We start from the raw sequence: 21,457 nt of genomic DNA, 5'->3' as shown, positions 1-21,457 counted from the left end.
AAAGCCTGTCGCATCGTGGTGAGTATTCATCATGTCAGGCTGAGTCAGGCAAAATGCCAGCACGTGCACGTTATGGATTAAGGTGAAATCTCGCTTTATAACAGGTGGCCAACTTTAATTTGGTAAAGGTCCCGGTCACCTGCCTGTTTTTATCGGCTAATTCTTTGCCTTCTATCCTTCACTTGGCCAGTGCCACGCGGGGCTGTCCAACATGCCTTGCCCCTTAATCTTGGTTTGTCCCAACTCTTTTATCAGTTCAAGCGATTGACCGTCGGGATGGTCTACCAATGTGTGGATCAACCGGTTGGCGTGTGAGATAACCCAGATTTGTGAGCGTTGTGATGCCTGTAAGATTAACCTCGCCAAGGCAGGCAACAGGTCGGGGTGCAAGCTTGTTTCTGGTTCATTGAGTACCATGAGTTCGGGCGGGCGCGGCGTCAAAAGCGCGGCGACCCAGAGAATGAACCTCAGCGTGCCGTCGGATAACTCAGCACCGGAAAGAGGGCGAAGCAAACCCTTTTGGTAAAATGCCAGCGAAAAACGGCCGTCGTTGTGAGAGATGACCTCCAACCGGCTACCGGGAAAAGCATCGTCAATGGCGTTTGCAAGCGCCTGGGGATCGCCGATTTCTACAATTGTTTGGATCGCAGCTGCCAGATCTCGCCCATCATGGTGCAAAACCGGTGATCTTGTGCCCAATTGAATTTGACGGGCAGGGGCATCTTTATCGGTACGGAAATGATCGTAGAAGCGCCAGTTGCGGATCATTTCGCGAACATGAAAAACCTCTGGAGCCGAGATGGGGTCGGCTAACTGGTCAAACATACTGCCATAAACGGGGACATGCTGTGAGACAACCTGCCACTGTCTGCCTGGCCGTACTTTTATGACATTGCCTCTGCGTTCCACGAGAGAAGAGGCTGGTCGATAGTATGCGCCATTAAAAATCGCCTCACATTTTATCTCTGGATCACGAGAAAACGCAGAGCGGGTTGGCGTAGGTAGACCCAAGGTGATGGCATAGCCAAAACTATCGCTGGCGAATCCCAGCTTAAGCCGTAAAGTTTGGTTACGTTGTAGACCTTCAATGGGGGTGTCGCCGCGCCGCATGCCCGAAGTAATGTTTTCCGGGCCTGCCCAATACGTTGAAGCCAGTCCGCCTTCCTCTGCCAATGAGTTAATGACGCCCCCTTTCGCCGTTTCAGCCAGCAAGCGCAACGCTTTGTAAAGGTTTGATTTTCCGCTTCCATTCTCACCTGTGATGATATTCAGGGAGCCCAATGGAAGGGTGAGGTCACGGATAGAGCGATAGTTGGCAATCGAAAGGGAAGTCAACATTCGTGTTTTATTCTCCCGAGTATCATGAGTGGTAATTAACATCCCTTCAGTTAATTAAAACAAGCAATTTTCCTAACAGCTAATAGGTAGTAAACCACGTTTGCAGCCAACCCGATCCCTCCCTTTATCCCATCAGCCCCCATCGCAGCAAGCGTTAATAGTCAATTGTCATGGGTAAATCATAAGAAAAACTCATAATAAATAATGGAGGTTTACTTTTTTATAAGCATGCTGTTAATGTGTAACATAATGTTGTAAGTGTTGTAAATATTGTCTGTCAGCGTTTTCTCTGGATAAATGGGATTCATTAAAATAGCGTTCTATCAGTGACTTACTCTGATGTTTATGGTTTTTCGCAGTGGGTAGGCCTAATAGGATGTCGAGAAAGATGTGAAAGGAATCGTTATGCATAGCTCAGAAGATGCTTTATCCAACTCCTTTACTCGTTGTTTTAGTGCTCACATTAATAAGCGTGCCTATCGTTTCTTAACAAAGGAATTAACGGAGCAGCAAAGCATTACTTTTGGCGAATTAGCGCAACAGGCCAGGGCGTTGGCTACCCTGTTGCAACGTGAACACCTGGTACGTGAACGCGTGCTGGTGGCAACCGAACCGGGTATTGCGTTTATCGTCGCGCTGCTGGCTTGTCTTTTCGCTGGGGTCGTCGCAGTCCCTGTTCCGTTTCCCCGTTCCCAACGGGCGAAAGCGCGCTTTAACGTCATTAGCGATAACGCGGCGGCGAAAGCGGTTCTGGTTGATGTCCTATCACCAGAGGCGTTGCAGCAGTTCAGAATGGCGCTGGATGCTGACAGTCCCCTGCGCGTGATCATGGTCGATGGACAGAACCTGGAAAACGTTGATGTTGCCGCCAGCGTTACCGGCTTAAAGCGTGAAGACGTCGCCTTTATCCAATACACCTCCGGTTCTACGGGAAACGCGAAAGGCGTTATGGTTAGCCGGGATAATTTGCTGCAACAGCTCACGCTTATCGCCCAGCGTTTTGGCCTGACCAGCGAGTCAGTGTTGTTCAGTTGGTTGCCCCCTTATCACGATATGGGATTGGTGGGGTGTTTATTGACCCCTCTGCTGGTAGGTCACGAGTGTAATTTTACCTCCCCGATAAACTTTATCGGCCAACCCATGCTGTGGCTGCAAGGTATCAGCCGTTACAAAGCGACCATCAGCGGCGGCCCAAACTTCGCCTATGCGCTCTGCCTGGAAAAATGGCAGCCTGATCTCGTCAGGCAATTGGATCTCTCCCCCTGGAAAGTCGCGTTTAATGGCGCAGAGCCAGTGAGTGAAGTGACGATGCGCAATTTTTCTGTTGCTTTGGCGGAAGCTGGCTTCCGCTACGACGCATTTCTGCCTTGTTATGGATTGGCAGAAGCCACGTTAATGGTCGCGAGTACCGATTTATCATCTGCCCCCGTGGTTATTCGGGTTGATAAAGAACGGCTTGTCACGCAAGGGGAAGTTTGCATTGTTCCCCACGGGGGCGTGGAGCTGATTTCCTCTGGCGCGATTGCACAACCGATCGACATTGTCTGCCTGAAAAGCGGCCTGCCATTAAGTGATGCGAAGGTCGGTGAAATATGGGTTAAGGGAGCCAGTGTCGCGCTCGGATATTGGGCTGCAGAGCCAGAACTGCAGCAACGGTTTTGCGGTGAAATAAGCGGAGTGCCGGGGGACTATCTTAAAACCGGTGACGCGGGATTTACGCTGAATGGGCAACTATTTGTCACAGGCAGACTGTCGGATATGTTGATTGTCAACGGCAAAAATTTCCCGCCCCAATACCTTGAGTATACCGCTGAGAACGCCCACCCGATTATCAAATCTCACTCATGCTGCGCGATCCAAACTGAAATTGAGGGGCGTGATGAAGTCGTGATCATCGCTGAAAGCCGTATCCGAGAGGGTGAACTGTTACGTCAGATAGTATCGGCAATTCAAGAGGCGATCGCAAAAGAGCAGGGAATTCGCCTGTATGCCGTTGTGTTGGTCCGTTCCGGCACGTTGCTACGCACCTCCAGCGGCAAAATACGGCGTAAAGAGATGGCTGTTGCCTGGCGTGAGAACCACTTGCACTGCTTATACCAGCAATGCGGAGCGCCCGTAAACGGCGCGGGTGGCCTGCCTCCCAAGCCTGGCCTTGAATCAACGATTGCACATATCGTGCAGCAAATCCTTAAGCGGGAGCACATCAATGCAGACGATTCATTTTTTGAGCTTGGTGGGGACTCTATTGCTGCGATGCAGTTAGCCGCAAGGCTTGAGCAAGAATATGAGATGAACATCAGGTTGGAATGGGTTCTTGACAACCCAACAGTGGCCGGATTGGCGAATATTATTGCCGCAGAGTTGATTATGGGCGTTGATGACATGGAACTGGGGGATTTCCTGGACCAGTTGCAAGGGATGTCAGAGGCGGAAATCGAACAACGATTACATGAAGTATAACTGCGTATGGCACATGGCGACTTGTTTAAGGAAAAGATCCAATCGTTGTCTGCAGGACAGATGAAAATCCTACAGCGGATGTTGGCAAACAAAAAAGCGCGCTGTTCAGGTGAGGACGGTCCGGGCGTGGAAGCTGAAACCACGTTGCCTCCCGCCCAACAAAGGATTTGGTTTATCGAACAACAATGCGGCGCTTCAGCGGCGTTTAATGAAGTGGTGAAAGCCACGATACAGGGGCCGCTGGATACCGTGGCGTTAGAACGGGCTTTCCTGGCGCTGTATCAGCACCATCCGATGCTTCGCGCGCGCTTCAGGCTTGATGGGAACCGCGTGATCCGTTATCTCTCTCAACCGCTGACTAACATTGAAAGAGCATCGTTGGCAGAAGAACGGGCGCGCAGCACGGCTGTTGAAGAGGATGACGCGCTGGTTGATCGCTGGGTGAGCACACAGGCGGCTCGCGTGATTGATATCGCCACAGAAACGCCACTACGGGTGTCCTTGCTCAGTGATGATGATAGCCATTCCTGGTTAGTCATCGTTTTCCACCATATTGTTTTCGACGCCTGGTCGGCACATGTCATTGCTCGCGATCTCTCTGAATACTATCGTTGCGCGCACCAGGATATATCTTGGCACTTGCCCGCAGAGGAGGTTCGTCATTGTCTTCCTCCCGCAGATGCACCCAGTGCCCGTGAACCCACGCCGCATTTAGACTACTGGCTTGCACAGTTGCGCGATTTCGAACGGTTGGAAATGCCGGTGGATCGGCAGATCCGCACGTCGATAATACATCCTGCTGCCACTATTAACGCGGCTATTCCCCGGCGGATTATTATCCGCGTGGATCGGATGGCGGAACGCCACCAAACGACAAGATTTGTGATCTTGCTGAGTACCTTTTATCTGTTGCTAAACCGCTATACCGGGCAGCGTGATCTGATCATCGGCTCCTCCGTTGCTGACAGAGATTCGGCGACCGCTTTAGCGACGGTTGCTCCCTTAATCAATACGCTGGTGCTGCGGGCAACGTTGCGGGACAAGACCACCATCAAGGTGTTAATCGATCAGGTTAAACAGCGAGTTAAAGGTGCGTTGGCACATAAATCCCTGCCGTTCGAGGAACTGGTAAAACATCTCAACCTCCCGCGCGAACGACATCTTCATCCGCTTTTTCAGCACGCGTTCGTTCTCAATAGCACGCCGGAGCCGACGCTCAGTTTTAACGGCACCGTCACCACAACTGACATTGTGGAGAGCGGCCACGCTCTGTTTGAACTGTTTTTCTTTCTTCAACAGACAAAAAACGCACTTAATCTGTCGGTCAGATACAGCACCGCGTTGTTTGATGCCGCGACGATTAACAATATGGCACAGTCGTGGATGAACCTGTTGGCGGCATTTGTCGTCGCGGAGGACAGTGAGGCAATAGCACGACTGCCGTTGCTGATGCCGGATCAGCAAACACAGTTACTCGTGGATTTTAATTGTACGGATACGCCGCAGCACGAGGCCACCATCACGGATGTTGTGCAACGCTTTGCGAGAAAATGGCCAGAAAAGCATGCGTTGGAACATAATGGTCGTACCCTGAGCTACCGGCAACTGCATGAGGAATCTGACCGAATTGCTGTCTATTTGGCCGAGCATGGGATACATGCCGGGGATCGTGTCGCCATTGCCCTGAAGCGTTCCATCCCTTTTTTCGTGTGCGTCATGGGGGTGTTGAAGGCAGGGGCCGCCTTTATTCCGTTGGATAACAAGCAACCGCGCGAGCGAATTCGCGCCGTTTTGGCCGAATCTGACTGTGCGCTCATCATCACCGAGCCAGAAAGCCATCATGATTTGACGGATAGCTTAGCCACGCTGTCTTACGATGCGTTGTGCCGCAAAGCAGCAAAATCTGAGCGCTCCTACAGACTGAGGGCTATCCATCCCGCACAGCCTGCCTATTTGATTTATACCTCTGGCAGCACCGGCGTCCCCAAAGGCGTGGTGGTTGAACATGCCAGCGTGGTGAACTTGGCACAATGGCAGCGCGATTATTTTCGGTTGACCCCGGAGAGCCGAATTTCACAGTTCGCCACCGTGTCATTTGATGGCGCGATAGGTGAGATGACGATGGCGTTATTGAACGGCTGCACCTTGGTGTTGCTTGATCGCGATAACGTCGAGCCAGATGCGCTGATCGATAGCCTTAATCAGCAAGCAATCAGCGTTGCAGTTTTTGTTCCCTCGCTCTTAAAACTTCTCAATCCTGACAGAATTATCCGTCAGAGCGCGCTGACCATCGTGTCTGTCGGCGAGCACTGTCCTCCGAGTTTGGCGCAGCGTTGGCGGGGATGTTGCCGGTTTATCAATGGCTATGGGCCGACGGAAGGAACGGTCTATTCCCATGCCAGCGATATCAGTACTCCCGCAGGGCAACGCGATCATGCAGTCAATGCTGACAGAAAGGTGCCGATTGGTTTTCCGATGGCGAATGTGCACTCCTATATTCTTGACGATGAGCTGCAGTTGCTACCACAAGGCGCCATCGGTGAGTTATATCTGTCGGGGGGCAATCTGGCCAGTGGTTATCACGGTCACCCGGCATTGACCGCAGAACGCTTTCTCCCCAATCCCTATGCTGTGGGCATGGCATTGCCGCAGCCGTTAATCCTGGCCGAGGCCAGTCAGGCGATTGATCGTTTCAAACGCAAATGGCGCGATCTGGGGGCTCACGCGCGCGCGATCACTGCGCAAGAAAACCCCACAGGTTATGACGCGGTGCAGGATCGAGCGACCGAACGGATTTTTGCCGCCTTGATCACCAATAACAGTAAGCGGGCATGGCAACGCTATTTTCTGGAAGGGCGTCAGGGCACCTACAAAGCGGAAGGGCTTACCAGAGCATTATTGCAGACAGTGCTGGAACTATCTGATTTTAAAGGAATGAATGGTGCTGACTTCGGTTTTGGCAACGGTGAAGTGCTGACGCGCCTGAGCGAAATGGGGGCGATAGCGAAAGGGGTGGACTATATTCCCAGTTTCGTGGATGCCGCGCGTCAGGCGGGACAGCAAGCCGAATTGGCAAAAATTGACGATCCTTGGGAAACCTTTTCGGTGGATGCAGGCATTACTGAGGGTTCACTTGATTTTGCGCTTTCCACATTGGTACTCGATCGCGTTGCTGATCCCAAACAACTGTTACTGAATATTTATACCAGTTTGCGCCAGGGGGGACGCTTTGCGCTGCAGACGTTGCTGCCGGTGATCCCACTTGATGACAACCCGGATACCGACGAGCAGATAGAGTATACGCCCCCGTCGCTGCGCCTGGTGAAAGGGAACAGTCTGCTAGAGGATGTGCGGGATCTCACGCTGTTGCTCGAGGATATCTTTCAATGCGACGTGCGGATGTACCGTTTCCCGTATGTCGTGCTGAGCCGAGATGGCTTGCAGGAATATGACGTGTGGAGCTTCACGGGCGGGAAGCAGGTTAGGCAGGCCGCGCGACAGGCTGAAAGCAGCCATCGGTTTAGCCGAATGTACAGAACTGGCGATTTGGCTCGCTACCGTAGTGACGGCAATATTGAGATCCTGGGACGGATCGATCAACAGGTGAAGCTCAGAGGCTACCGCATCGAGCTGGAAGAAATTGAAGTCGCACTGAAGCTGCATGCCGATGTCGCAGATGCAGCGGTCGATCTGCGTTTTCCGGCGGAACGAGGAGGAGAAGCTTCGCTGGTGGCCTGGATTGTTCCCGCTGAGGCGGCAGAGGTTTCTGAACAGCAGATGAGCGAGCGGCTTCGGCGTCACCTGCAAACGATATTGCCGAACTTTATGTGGCCCGCACAATATGTGCTGCAACAGGCATTGCCTTATTTCCCAAGTGGCAAGTTGGACAGAAAGCGGATGCTGGCGTCTTCCGGTTCTGAGACGCCGTTTCAGCCGAAACCGACGGCTCAGCCAGAAAACAGCGGCGTGAGTGAGCAGATGATGGCAGTGATCCAAAATGTACTTGGGATCACGGAGATGTCGGGGCATGACAATATTTTTGACCTGGGTGCGGATTCCATTTCCATCATTCAAATCGTCGCCAGATTGCAACGTCAGGGAATCGCGGTAAGCATCGATAGTTTTTTTGACTATCAAACGGTTAACAATATTGTGGCTAACCTATCGTCAGAGGAGCACGCCACGCAAACCTCAGTCGAATGTGATCCTGCGGCCTCCGCGATGCCGGAGATGACGATTGACAGTGTGAAAATGGCCTTAACGGACGTGGTGCAGGAGGTGATGGCCGTATCCCCTGTGCAGTTGGATGATAACCTGTTCGATCTGGGGCTGGACTCTATCATGATTATCCAAATCGTTTCCCGGATACGGAAAAAGGGAATCGATTTGACGATCGAGCAGTGCTTTGAACACCAGACGGTCGGTGAACTGGCAACACATTGCGCGATTATACAGAGTGACGTGCAACCTGTCCGCACTACCCCGGTATCTGCAGCTTTCCCGCTGACGCCAATACAACGCTGGTATGTTGAGCAAAGTGTCGATCCTCTTGCCGGATACAACCAACGTTTCACGCTGCACATGAAAACGCGATTGCCGCCAGAAAAGATAAAGCAGGCGGTTATCGAATTGTTGACGCGTCATCCAATCCTGACATTAAGGCTGCAGAAAACCGACAGTGATGGCTGGCTCCAGCACTATGATGCTTCTCAGGTAAAAAGTGCCTTTTCCCTCTGCGAGATGCCGGAAAATCAGGATATTAACGCCTATTGCGCACAGGTAGAGGAAGACGCCAACGCCGCCGTCAGCGCGCAGGGGCAAACGGCGCAGTTCTGGTTGGTAAATGCGGCTGACCAACAACGGTTGGTGATCGTGATCCACCACCTGGCGGTGGATGTGCTCTCCTTATCCATCGTGCTCCGCGATCTCCAGGATTGCCTGGCCTCACCGCAACCCTCAGAACATCACGTTGAACATGGTTTTGCCGTATGGGCGAATTTTCTCACGGATAACGTCCAGCAGGATATCTTTGAGAGTGAGTTTTACTACTGGCAGGGGTTGTTGGGAACGGTAGCGGCGCCTATCCCTGGCTTGGTTGAAGCGAAGCGTTATCATCATGGTGTGAGTCAACGAAGGCTGTTGCTTTCCAGCGGGCAAACGACACGCCTGCATGCGCTTGCCAAAAAGAGTAAGGCCTCATTACAAGACTGTCTGCTTACGGTATTGGCATTGGCTTTGCGCCGGATGACCGGGACACATCGCGTACTGATGGATATCGAAACGCATGGTCGCCAGTATGTGCCCGCGACGATGGGGCTAGAACGTGCCGTGGGGTGGTTCAGTTGTCTCTTCCCGTTGGTCGTGGATATCGCCGATGACTGTAGTCCGCAACAGCAAATAGAGGAAACGTCCAGGCAGTACAAACTGCGTCAACAACATGGTTTGGCGTATGGCCTGTTGCGTTACGGCAGTCAACGGGCCGCCATGCAGGTTTTACCCAAGGCGGCGGTGAGTTTCAATCATCTTGGTTGTATTGATACGCTATTACCTGATGATTCGGTGTTTGCCCTGGTAGAGATGGCAACCGACGTACGCGTAGCAGATCAACAGCCGCGTCCCTACGCGCTCGATCTGATCAGTTTTGAACGTGACAAACAAATCACCCTCGAAGTCATCTTCGATAATCGGCTCGATAGCCAACTGGCTCTCCAGTTATTGGATCATCTTGAGTCCATTATTAATCATTTTATCGGTGGGGAAGACCCGCCAGAACCGCCGCAGGATGAGGATGTTCTGCCTTTGACCCCAGTGCAACACGGCATGTTGTTGCACTGTCTGGCGGAGCCTTCTTCCAGCCTGTATCTCAATCAACTTTCGGTGGATTTGCATGGCCAGCTTGACGTGGCGCGGTTCAAGCAAGCCTGGCGGCGTGTGGTGTTGAACTATAGCGCCTTAAGGGTTGGATTTCATTGGCAGGAAAGCCGAGAGCCGCTGCAAAAGGTTGCCCCTGATGGTGACGTCGCCATCATCACGCTGGATTGGCGCGCTGAAAGCGCAGCGCAACGTGAAAATCTGTTGAAAAAGCTGTTGCTGGCCGATCGTCAGTGCGAGTTCGATCTTAGCCGGCCTCCGCTGATGCGCTTGCATATCATTCATTGGGACAATGATATGCATAAAATGATCTGGACTTTCCATCATCTGTTGGTGGATGGCTGGTCGGTGGCGCTGATCTTTAAGGCTGTCCATGATAGCTACCAGGGACTGCCTCTAGCGGCACCGCCTTCATTCTCGTCCCAACTTTCGTGGGCGCTGCAACAGTCGGCGCAGGATCACTCCGCCTTCTGGCAACGGGCGCTACAAGATGTCAGCGTAATGCCCTTATTACCTATTGATCGCGGCCCACAGCAGCTTGACGAAACCGCCGTTGGATTGCCGGGCGAGTGCAGCCATGTTTTTTCTTCTGAACAACGTGCCGCGCTGGACGGCTTTTGTCGGGAAAATCGCCTAACCGTTAACAGCGTGATCACGGCGGTATGGGGGTTGCTGCTTACCCGTTATACCGGGGAGTCTCAGGCGTTGTTCGGCGTCACCTTATCCGGCAGAACGATAGATATGCCACAGATGGAACACTGTGTGGGCATGTTTATCAACACAGTGATCTTTCGGGTGCACGCCGATCCCGATTTACAAGTCAAAACATGGCTTTTCAGCGTGCAGAAGCAGCAAATCGCGCTACAGTCGGTTCAGTCCAGTCCCCTCTCCGACGTGATCCGTTGGGTTGATCTGCCGCGCGGCGAACAGCCTTACCAGAGCGTTGTACTGTTTGAAAACTATCCCTTGGATCACAGGTTAAGCCAGAACAGTGGTGAGCTGCGTTTTGATAACGCGAGGACGATACAACAGTCCAATTATCCCCTGATGCTGGTGGTGATACCGACCGACCCTTTCGTTGTTCAGTTGAACTACGATACTCGGCGTTTTACAGAACGCGATATCCGCTTGCTGCTCGATAGATTTCTCGTGATGTTAACCAATGTGATTGATAACGGGGAGCAGCCTCTCTCGACGGTGAGCGAATGGACGCCAGAGGATTGGCAGAACCACCATAGGTTCAGCAGGCGTCCGATGCCTGTCAAACCTGCGGCCGGTTGCCTACAGGATATCTTTGTACGCCAGGTTGAGGCCACACCGAACCGTGTGGCGGTGCGAGCAGGCGTAGCGCAAATCACCTATCTGGCGCTTAATCGGAAGGCAAATCAGTTTGCCTGCTATTTGCAACAGAAGGGGGCTGGGCCGGAAACGGTCGTCGGGCTTTGTGTGGAGCCCGGTATAGATATGTATGTTGGATTGCTGGCGATCCTGAAAGCAGGGGGCGCTTATTTGCCCCTTGATCCCACGCTACCGCAGATGCGCCTCGCATCCATCGTCGCCAGTGCTGGTATTCGGCTTGTGTTGACCCAAACGCTGCTGCAGCAGGCTGTTGCGTCCATTGAGGGGATTGAAACGGTCTTGTTGGATAATCCTGATGCGGCGGTGACAGCATGCTCGCACTTGACCCCTGAACACGGTTGTCATGATGACAACCTGGCCTATGTCATGTTCACCTCTGGTTCAACCGGAGAACCAAAAGGTGTGATGGGAACCCACCGTAGCACCAAAAACTGCCTTGAATGGATGTGGCGGGACTCCCCTTTTGCTACCGACGAGGTCTGTTGTCAGAAAACCGCGTACACCTTTGGCGATTCGATACAGGAGATTTTCGGGCCGTTATTGCAAGGTGTTATGACAGTGGTTATCGACAATCACACCCTGCTATCGATGGCGGATCTTATTGCCGTGCTCCAACAACACCGCGTCACGCGCATCGTGCTGGTTCCCTCGCTGCTGAGGCAATTGCTGGACAGCGGTGAAAATCTGGCGCAACGACTGGCGGCGTTGAACTATTGGTTGGCCAGCGGTGAAGCATTGCCGGATGGCCTGAGCGCGGCATTCTACCGCCAATTGCCTAATGCCCGGTTATTTAACATGTACGGGACCTCTGAACTGTCAAACGATGTGACGCTGTATGCCATTCCCCCGACGGTTAGCGGCAACGGGTACTCCCCCATTGGCAGGCCAGTTGCCGATATGACGGTGTATTTGCTGGATCGTCGTATGCGGCAGGTTCCCATGGGTATTGTGGGGGAAATCTACGTCGGGGGGCCTGGCGTCAACCGTGGTTATCAGGGAAAGGCTGGATTAACGGCAAGCGCTTTCCTCCCTGACCCCTTTACCCCGATGGCGGGGGCGTTGATGTATAAAACGGGTGATTTGGGGTTTATCAATGATGCGGCGCAATTGGTGTTTAGCGGTCGCGCCGATCAGCAGGTCAATCTGCGCGGTTTTCGTATTGAGCTTGATGAAATTATCCATGCCGCCGAAACGCATCCCGGTATCAAGCAGTGTTTTGTCACCACGATAGCTAATCCGCGCCAGGAGGCACAAATCGTTGCAGCGCTTGAGCTGACACGGGTTCAGCAACTGCTGCATGACCAACGTGCTTATGAGCTGCCCAATCACTTGATTGTACTGCATCATTCCAAGGCTGAAACCGATCATACCTGGAGAGAGATATTCGACGATAGGGATTATGTACGACATGGCATTGTCGTAAGCCCTGGTGACGTGGTAGTGGACGTGGGTGCCAATATCGGTCTGTTTTCTCTTTTTGTTCACTATGAATTCGGCGCTAGGGTCTATGCCATTGAGCCTGCTCCTGCGAGCGCGGCGTTATTGCGACAAAACTATGTGTTGCATCGCTGTCAGGGCAAGGTCTTTGAGGTCGGCTGTGGCGCGCGACATGAACGGCGACGATTCACCACCTATGAAGGCTCCTCGCTGACCTCTGGCTTTTTTGCCGACCCTAACGCGGATGGCTATATCGTCAAGGCCGCCGCCACGAAACATCTTCTCGATGCGCCAGAACAGCAGCAGGCTGCTGTTCTGGCAGAGCGTATCGAGGACCTGATCGACAGCCGCATGGTTCCGCAACATCACATGCTTGAAGTGCGACCGCTTTCTGCGTTGCTCGCCGACATGAATGAACCGGTTATCCACCTGCTCAAAATTGACGTTGAACGTGCGGAGTTGCAGGTGCTGGAGGGGATTGACGAGCAGGATTGGTCCCGTCTGCGCCAGATTGTTCTCGAAGTCGAAGATCGGGATCGACAACTCGACAACGTGACCTCGTTGCTGACAGCAAAAGGCTATGCGCTTGTGGTGGAGGCATCAGGGCATTTCCCTGGGGTTCCGCTGTATATGGTCTACGCCAGACGTTCTTACGAGGAAAGCGCTACGCCAGCGCCTGGCCTGGAACAGGCGGCCATGCGCTACGCCAGAGCACCCGTCAAGATGGATCTTGATGCTGACAGCATCAGGGCGTACCTCGCTGAACGGCTCCCGAACTATATGGTGCCAGCGTCAATAGAGGTCGTCAGCAAGATGGAAAAAACCAGCAGTGGCAAAATCAGCAGAACGTTAATGCGGCAACGTCTTCAGGACGCTGCGAGCCATCGAATGCTGCACGCCACACCTCCTCAAGGCGCGATGGAGACGCTGATTGCGCAGGTGTGGTCTGAGTTTTTGCATGTTCCTTCTGTGGGGAGGGAAGATAACTTTTTCGATCTTGGAGGGCATTCTCTTCTGGTGATTGCGGTTTGTAACGAAATCACCCGTCGCAGCGGTAATGCCTTGTCATTTATTGATCTTTTCCGCCATCCCTCCGTCTCGCAGTTGGCAAAGCATTTATCGGGAATAAAACAAACCTCGTTTAATAGCGCTGTTGAGCGGGGACAGCGTCGTCAATCAGGCCGCCGGGCGAAGTACAAGGGGGAACTATTGTGAATCAATTTGAGAACGCAAATTTGGCGAACAGCATTGCGATCGTAGGGATGGCGGGTGAGTTCCCTGGCGCGGATTCTGTCGAGGCGTTTTGGCAGAACCTGGTTGCGGGAACCTGTAGCATCGAGCCGATTTCGGCGGATGAGATAACGCCCGATCCTTTCAAAAAGATCGATCCTACGGCGAAAAATTTTGTTCCTGTGGCCGCCCGGTTGCGCAGCGTAGAGGAGTTTGACGCTGATTTCTTTGATTTTTCGGCTAGAGAAGCGGAGGTCATGGACCCGCAACACCGCCGTTTTTTGATGTGTGCATGGCGTGCGCTTGAGGACGCCGCCATTGATACAGAACGTTTTGCAGGCGCTATCGGGGTGGTGGCAGGCGGCACGATGAGCCGTTATTTAATGAACTGCCTCTCTCATCAGGAGATCGTTGATGCCATCGGTTTTGACGCGATGGGCATTGGCAATAATCTCGATTTCCTCCCGACAATGCTTAGCTACAAACTGAATCTGCAGGGGCCGAGCTACAGTGTACAGACAGCCTGCTCCACGTCACTGGTCGCGGTACATTTGGCTTGCCAAATGCTGTTAAATCATGAGGCTGAACTGGCCTTAGCGGGGGCGGTGTGCGTCACCGTGCCCCAAGACAGCGGCTATCTGTATCAGGAGGGGGGAATCGTCTCCCCGGATGGTGTGTGCCGCACGTTTGATCAGGCGGCGAATGGTACGGTGTTCGGCAATGGCGTCGGCGTGGTGGTGCTGCAACGTCTGGAAGACGCTATTGCACAAAAGCACAATATACATGCGGTGATCCTCGGTTCTGCGGTTAATAATGATGGTCATCAGAAAGTCGGTTTTACCGCGCCCAGCGTGGATGGGCAATCGCGGGCTATCGTGGAGAGTCTGGCCGTTTCGGGCGTGACAGCCGACACGATTACGCTGGTTGAAGCCCACGGCACCGGAACGCGTATGGGCGATCCTATCGAGGTTGCCGCGCTGACCAATGCCTTTCGCAATGACTGCGCCGCAAAACAGTATTGTGCACTATCCTCCGTCAAGCCGAACGTAGGGCATCTTGATGCTGCTGCCGGCATGGCAGGATTGATTAAAACGGTCATGTCGCTTAAACATCAGGTTTTGCCCCCCAGTATTCATGTGGACAAGGTAAATCCCGATCTCAAGATCGAAGATACACCTTTTTATATCAACCGCGAGCTTGCGCCCTGGCCTTCACCTGAGGGGCCGCGCAGGGCAGGGGTTTCTTCTCTGGGGATAGGCGGTACCAACGCACATATTATTGTTGAAGAGTGGTGCGATTCCCCAAGATCTGCCCTTGACCAACAGGCCAATGACGTGGTGTTGCCGTTATCGGCTAAAACGGAACCGACGTTGTCTGCGTTGCGCAAGACGCTGGCGGATTACCTGAGTAAACACCCCGAAATTTGTGCTGCCGATGTCGCTTTCACCTTTGCTGTCGGGCGTCGCTTTTTCGAACATCGTCAGGCGTTAACGCTGCCCGCTAACCTGTGCGGCGAGGCGCTGGCGCAGCGCATTATGGCCAATGAACAACCCGAGACTTCGGCAGGGCAAAAGGATATTGGCGTGTTGTGGCAGCAAGGCGCCGTTGTTGACTGGCAGGGCTATTATCAGGCGCTGGATTGCAGACGTGTCAGTGTGCCGGGTTATCCGTTGGCGCAAAATCGCTATTGGCTCGATTACCGATTTCCCGAGAACGGCGCGACGACACTGGTGACCAGGCAGGTCGAAACGGCTGACTGGTTCTGGCAGCACTCGTGGCGTCGTCAGCTTATTACCGCTTCACAAACGGCGGCCGATGCATTGCCCTGGTTAATCTTCGTGCAGGAGGGCGAGGCGAGCGAATGGCTGGCCGATGGCATTGAGCAACGTGGACAGCCGCTGATCCGCGTTTATGCAGGTGACACCTTTAGCCAGCAGTCGGCGAAACGTTATGTGGTAGCCGTGGAAGAGCCAGCAAGCTATCTCCAGCTCATAGAACACCTCAGTGTGTCGGAAGGCGTATCGCACATCCTCCACGGTTGGTTGTTCTCCTCTAAGCCTGTCTCATCGCAACATGCTCTCGCTCAGGGTTTTTACAGCGGTTTGTCTCTGCTTAAAGCGCTGGCGGCGAAAACCACGGGGCAGCAACAGGTCTGGTGGATAACGGATTCCGTTTTTCAGGTGCTTGGTCATGAGACGCCGGTGCCTTATTCCGCGTTGATAAACGGCCTGAATCGCGTGGTGACTCAGGAGTCGGGGCGCTTGATATGCCGCCAGTTGGATCTGTGCTCGGGGGACGATATCGCCCTTGCGGTGCCAGCCATTATCAACGAAGTCAATCGACAAAGTAACGAAACCCTGATCGCATTTAGGGCAGGTCAGCGCTGGGTATTCGCCGCAGAACCTTTACCACTCGCGCCGGTATCGGCAAGCCAGACGCAAGCTGGCGTATACATTATCACTGGCGGGTTGGGGCAGTTTGGCCTGGCGACAGCGAGCTATTTTATCGAGCGCGATCCACAAGCCAGGGTCATCTTAACCTCGCGCGCGGATGTGGGGCTGTATCACGGCCAACGTGCTGCGCAAGGCGACATTGAAACAACCCGTCTCGCCGCGTTGGAGGCGTTATGGCGTAAGGGTGCACAAGTGGATGTCGTACAGACGGATGCCGGTGACGAGCACCAGGTTAACGCATTGCTCGAACAGACTATCGCCCGCTATGGCAAGGTGACGGGCCTCGTCCATGCGGCAGGGCTTATCGGCGAACAGACCCATATATCCTTTATCGAATCGGATAGAGAGCATTGTGAGCGGATATTTCGTGCCAAAGTCCAGGGGACGCAAATCCTTATCGATGCGCTGAAGGACATCCCGATTCAGTTTGTGATGTTTGTTTCCTCGCTCTCCCCACTGCTGGGGGGGTTGGGGTTAACGGCGTATGCCGCAGCAAACAGCTTTATGGATAGCTGTGCGACACGGTTAAACCGTGAGTCTCAAGACAAGCACTGGGTCAGTGTGAACTGGGAAGGTTGGATTCGGCAAGGAGGCGTGAGCGCCGATTATGATGAGTTGGGGAAAACGTTTCAGCAGCTCTCATTGAGTGACACAGAGATCAGGTTGTGTTTTGAACGCATTTTGGCTCATCCGGCGTTGAGTAATGTGGTTGTTTCTACCGGCTCGTTGACCGAACGCCTGCAGCGCTGGAGCACGATCGCCGGGATGGCGGAGATAACCGGCACCATTGATGAATCCCTTACTCTGGGGACGCGCCGCGATGATAAGGCGACCGTCATTCTTGATATGGCCCGGCAACTGCTCGGCAACCCCGCGTTGGGGCCTGATGACGATTTGTTTAAGTTTGGCGCGGATTCTCTCACGGCAATTCAGCTTATCGCCCGTATTCGTGATCTGTTTAAGGTCGATCTTCCCATGCAGACGCTGTTTGACCGACCTACCGTCACCAGTCTGGTTTGCAGTATATCCGCCAAGGATGAGGATGATGAATTGGCAGACCTGGTAGCAGAGCTCGAAGCGATGGATGACGAAGAGGTCCGTAAGCTTTCGCAGCAGATCAAGGATGGAAAGCCGAGCCGTTGGATAGAAATTTGACGCGCTGTGTAAATGAGGGTTGGGGAATATGGAAATCAACGCAGCAGATCGTGCGTTTAACGTCTTTACGGTCGTATCACGGCATACGGATCTTCAGACTTACACCGGCAATCTCAAGTTTCAGGCACAGGAGTGCGACAGGTTGGGCTTTACTGGCATGCTGTTTTTTGTCGGCAATGATACCCCGATTGATCCTTGGCTGGCTGCAGCGCAGGTTGCTGCAGACACGACAAGGCTTTCGCCGTTTATCGCGCTTAACCCGGTCTATATGCACCCGTTTAGTGCGGCGCGCGCCATTGCTACGCTTTCTTATCTGTATCAGCGGCGGGTCTATATCAACCTTATCGCCGGGGCTTCTCTGGCGGCACACGACGCTTTGGGAGACGTCGGGGCGGATCATCAGTGTCGTTATGCGCGATTGCTGGAATATACGCGCTGCGTGCGTAGCCTATTGTCCTCACGCCGTCCTCACAGTTTTACCGGACAGTATTATCAGTTGAAGGATCTGCAATTACCGCTTTTTCTGCCCGAGGCACTGCAACCCGGTTTTTTTGTTTCAGGCCATTCGGCGAGGGCGCAAGAGGTTGCAGGAGCCCTTGGGTGTGATCAGGTCGCGATGATCTCCCCACAGTTGGAGAATCCACTGGGGCGGGGGGGCGTTTATCTGGGGATGGTGACAAAGGCCAGCGTCACTGACGCCTGGCGTGAGGCGCACCGGCTGTTTCTCACGGATGAGATTGGGCAACAGGTGGTTGCGTACAGCATGAAATATACCGACGCTCAGTGGAAAAACCATTTATATCAACAAACCCATGCCACTGACGTAGCGGACGGCTACTGGATCGCGCCCTTTGAAAACGGCAGGGCTGATTGTCCCTACGTGGTACAGGATCATCGCAGCATGGCCGGTATGGTTGCCCGGCTTGTCCGCCAGGGGACCACCAGCTTTATCATTGACCTTCCCGAGGAGAGTGAGCAGTTGGTGGAAATCGCCCAGGTGTTCACGCTTGCCAGGGCGCTGTTGTCGACGTCAGAAGACGACCTATCCCCTATACGGAATAAAGGCGGTAAACATGATTAATCTGACCGAGCCTTCTCTTGATAAGCTGGGGGATAGCGCTACTCTCACGGCATTCGGTTTCGAACCCCGTTCACTACCGGATCTGATCAGATATCAGGCGCGTTGGCATCCGCAGCGGCTCGCCCTCATGTCCGAAGAAGGCGAGCTCACGTTCGCACAGCTTGATGAGCATAGCAATCGGCTGGCGCAGGCGTTGGCCGAACAGGGCGTCGGCTATGGTCATCGGGTGGCGCTGCAGGGCGAAAAATCACTGATGTTTGTGCTGCTCCAACTCGCGGTGTTGAAATTGGGGGCGGCTTTTATACCTCTTGCCTCTGGTCTTCCTGCCCTCAGGCGCGCCAAGATGTTGGCCGATGCCAGTCCATGCGCACTCATTATTGAAGATGGGCTTACGCGTGCTGGCGAATCGGTCGCGGGGACGATGCTGTTAACCTGGTCGGAGGTCGAGAACCGTTCATCGCGGCTACCCGCCGTTGATCCTGATATTCCGCTGTTAGAACAAGATATCGCCTGGGTATTTTACACCTCGGGTTCTACCGGCACCCCGAAAGGCGTGCTGGGGACACACGGCGCATCGCTAAAACGCTGTGGCGCGATGGCGACACTACAGCCGATTTCTTCGCAAGAGGTCATTGCCCATGTCATGCCCGATACCGCGATTGACGCGATTTGGGAAGTATGGGCGCCATTGGGATTTGGCCTGCCAGTGGTGCTTATTGATGTCCAGCGTTATACCGATCTTGAACAGGTCGTGGCGCTGTTAGCCCGTCATCAGGTTACGCAGATATGCATAGTACCGGCTTATCTGACGCTGTTATTAAACAGTGGGCTGCCGCTGGGCAACATGCTGCCATCACTAAATATCTGGATCTCCACCGGGGAGCGTGCTTCCCGCGCGCTGGTTGATCTGTTTTTCCATCATCTGCCGGCGGCGCAATTACTGAACCAATACGGTTTGACCGAAACCTTGGCGACGGCAACGTGCTTTACCATGACGACAGCACAACAGGGCGAAGGTCGCGTGGCGATTGGAACGGAGATTGACCATATTCAGGCTTGGGTGTTGGACGCACATTTTCATCCCCTTGGTGAAAATGCAGTGGGGCAGTTATGTATGGGGGGAGAGGCGTTGGCATTGGGCTATCTTGCCTCCCCTGCGCTGACCGCTGATCGCTTTCGTCCCAATCCGTTCGCGACCGATGGCTCGCGTCTGTATCTGTCTGGCGATTTAGCGTCGAGAGATAAAAATGGTCAACTGCATTATCACGGGCGGGAGGATCGACGCGTCAACGTGCTTGGTCACCGCATCGAACTCGGGGACATTGAGGCCGCTATAGAGGCGATTCCTGAGGTTGCTCAAGCCGCCGTTGTGTATAGGGAGCATAACGATCAGACGGAAATTTACGGATTTTATGTTGCAAGCGATGCCTTAACGCTACGGCAGGTCATCAATCACCTTAACGAGCGTCTACCTTGTTACATGGTTCCCATTCAGCTATTTCCATTGTCGGCATTACCGACACTGCCCGGTGGCAAAACGGATTATCGCGCGCTGTCCGCCAAGATAGCCTTGGATCAGGTTACGACGGATTGCGATAGCAACAGCGTTGAGCAGCGATTATTGACGATCGTCGGCCAGTTGCTCGACACCGATATTCCCAACCTAAACGTGAACTTTTTTGATTATGGCGGCAATTCGATTATTGCTATCCGCCTTATCAACGAGGTTCGCCGTCATCTGCACGTCATCATTGAGAACGCGGAGATCTATAACGCTGAAACCCTCAGTGCACTGGCTCAGACCATTCGCCGTAAGCAATTCTTTCAGGAGGCATCATGAAGGAAATATTAAAACAGCGTGTTGGGGCGTTATCTGAAGCGAAAAGGCGGCTACTGGAAACAAGATTGCTACAGCGCAAAGGGCAAATTACCGACTTGCCAGTTCAGCAACCCTATGCGGTGGATATCGATGCTCGCGCCGCACGGCAGACGGATTTCAGCTTGTTCTTTTTCGCTCAGGAGAGCGGGGATACCGTCGCAAAGAAATATGATTTTTTGTTACAGGCGGCAAAATACGCCGATCAGCATGACTTTCACGCGGTATGGACGCCTGAGCGTCATTATAAGGATTTTGGCGGACTGTACCCTAACCCTTCCGTGTTGAGCGCCGCGCTGGCGGCGATCACTGAACGTGTTCACATCCGGGCGGGCAGTGTCGTGTTGCCGCTGCATACGCCGGAACGGGTCGCTGAAGAGTGGAGCGTGGTGGATAACCTGAGCGGTGGCCGTGCGGGAATCGCAATTGCCTCTGGCTGGAACCCCGATGATTTTGTCACATGCCCGCAGCGCTTCGATCAGCGTCAAACGCTGATGTTGGAAACGCTTGCTCGCCTGCAAAAACTATGGCGAGGGGAACGCCTCTGTGTCTCTACCTCGACGAATCAACCGCTGCATATTCATCCCTCGCCCATACAGGCTGAATTGCCGGTGTGGTTGACTGCATTAAGCCATGAGTCCTTTGTCACGGCAGGTCGATTAGGCCTCAATGTCTTAACCGGAATGATGGATCACGACATCGGCGAATGTGCACAGAAAATTGCGCTGTATCGCGAGGCGCGTGCCGCACATGGATGGGAGCCTGCAGCAGGCAAAGTGACAGTCATGTTGCATACCTATATCGGCGAAAACCAGGACGAGGTGAAAGCGCTGGTAAAAGCGCCGATGATGCGCTACCTGCACGCTTTTGTCGCTGCAGGAGAGGCAAAAATAAAAAATGACAGCCGTTTTACGACGGCATATCGCCATGAACAGGAAGGCGATCGGGATGTGCTGCTGAACTACATGTTTGAACGTTACTTCAGCGCGCGCGCGTTGCTGGGGACAGCGGAGAATTGCAAACAGATGGTATTGAAAATGCAGCGCATCGGCGTCGATGAAATCGCCTGTTTGCTTGATTTTGGTCTGGCGCATCACACCATTTTAGCGGGGCTTGACAGATTGAATGCCCTTAAAACGGCGTTTAGCGTTTCATGCGCCGGATGCGGCACTCAACACTCAGAATAATATTCGGTAA

General features: G+C 53.5%; 7 protein-coding genes. 6 read left to right on the top strand and 1 reads right to left on the bottom strand.

The features are described 5' to 3' along the window. Positions 1 to 171 precede the first annotated feature (171 nt). Positions 172 to 1,338, bottom strand: coding sequence for an AAA family ATPase (locus DPA2511_RS15775; RefSeq protein WP_015854745.1), 1,167 nt, complete (start codon positions 1,336 to 1,338; stop codon positions 172 to 174). A 405-nt stretch (positions 1,339 to 1,743) separates the two neighbouring features. On the opposite strand from DPA2511_RS15775, the gene DPA2511_RS21965 reads away from it, so the two are divergent. The 6 genes from DPA2511_RS21965 (at position 1,744) to DPA2511_RS21955 (ending at position 21,447) form a co-directional block, all read left to right on the top strand. Next, the gene (locus tag DPA2511_RS21965) at positions 1,744 to 3,798 is read left to right on the top strand and encodes an AMP-binding protein (RefSeq protein WP_015854744.1); all 2,055 of its coding nucleotides are present in this window, start codon (positions 1,744 to 1,746) and stop codon (positions 3,796 to 3,798) included. Between the two features lie 126 nt (positions 3,799 to 3,924). Next, positions 3,925 to 13,680 carry a non-ribosomal peptide synthetase gene (locus tag DPA2511_RS15765; RefSeq protein WP_194250204.1) on the top strand — a complete coding sequence of 3,252 codons (9,756 nt, stop codon included), beginning with the start codon at positions 3,925 to 3,927 and terminating at the stop codon, positions 13,678 to 13,680. Then, the gene (locus tag DPA2511_RS22460; protein WP_015854742.1) at positions 13,677 to 17,303 is read left to right on the top strand and encodes an SDR family NAD(P)-dependent oxidoreductase; all 3,627 of its coding nucleotides are present in this window, start codon (positions 13,677 to 13,679) and stop codon (positions 17,301 to 17,303) included. The genes DPA2511_RS15765 and DPA2511_RS22460 overlap by 4 nt, the downstream gene beginning before the upstream one ends. A 28-nt stretch (positions 17,304 to 17,331) precedes the next feature. After that, positions 17,332 to 18,384 (top strand): LLM class flavin-dependent oxidoreductase, encoded by a 1,053-nt coding sequence (locus tag DPA2511_RS15755; protein WP_015854741.1) that lies wholly within the window; start codon positions 17,332 to 17,334, stop codon positions 18,382 to 18,384. After that, a complete protein-coding gene (locus tag DPA2511_RS15750; RefSeq protein WP_015854740.1) occupies positions 18,377 to 20,224 on the top strand; it encodes a non-ribosomal peptide synthetase in 1,848 nt (615 codons plus the stop codon). Before DPA2511_RS15755 ends, DPA2511_RS15750 begins: the two co-directional genes overlap by 8 nt. Then, complete coding sequence (locus DPA2511_RS21955; protein ID WP_015854739.1) at positions 20,221 to 21,447, top strand: MupA/Atu3671 family FMN-dependent luciferase-like monooxygenase; 1,227 nt, start codon at positions 20,221 to 20,223, stop codon at positions 21,445 to 21,447. The genes DPA2511_RS15750 and DPA2511_RS21955 overlap by 4 nt, the downstream gene beginning before the upstream one ends. The last annotated feature ends 10 nt before the right edge of the window (positions 21,448 to 21,457 follow it).

Origin of the sequence: Musicola paradisiaca NCPPB 2511, from assembly GCF_000400505.1 — a bacterium.
Classification (GTDB): Bacteria; Pseudomonadota; Gammaproteobacteria; order Enterobacterales; family Enterobacteriaceae; genus Musicola; species Musicola paradisiaca.
This window is presented reverse-complemented; position numbering and strand designations above follow the sequence as displayed.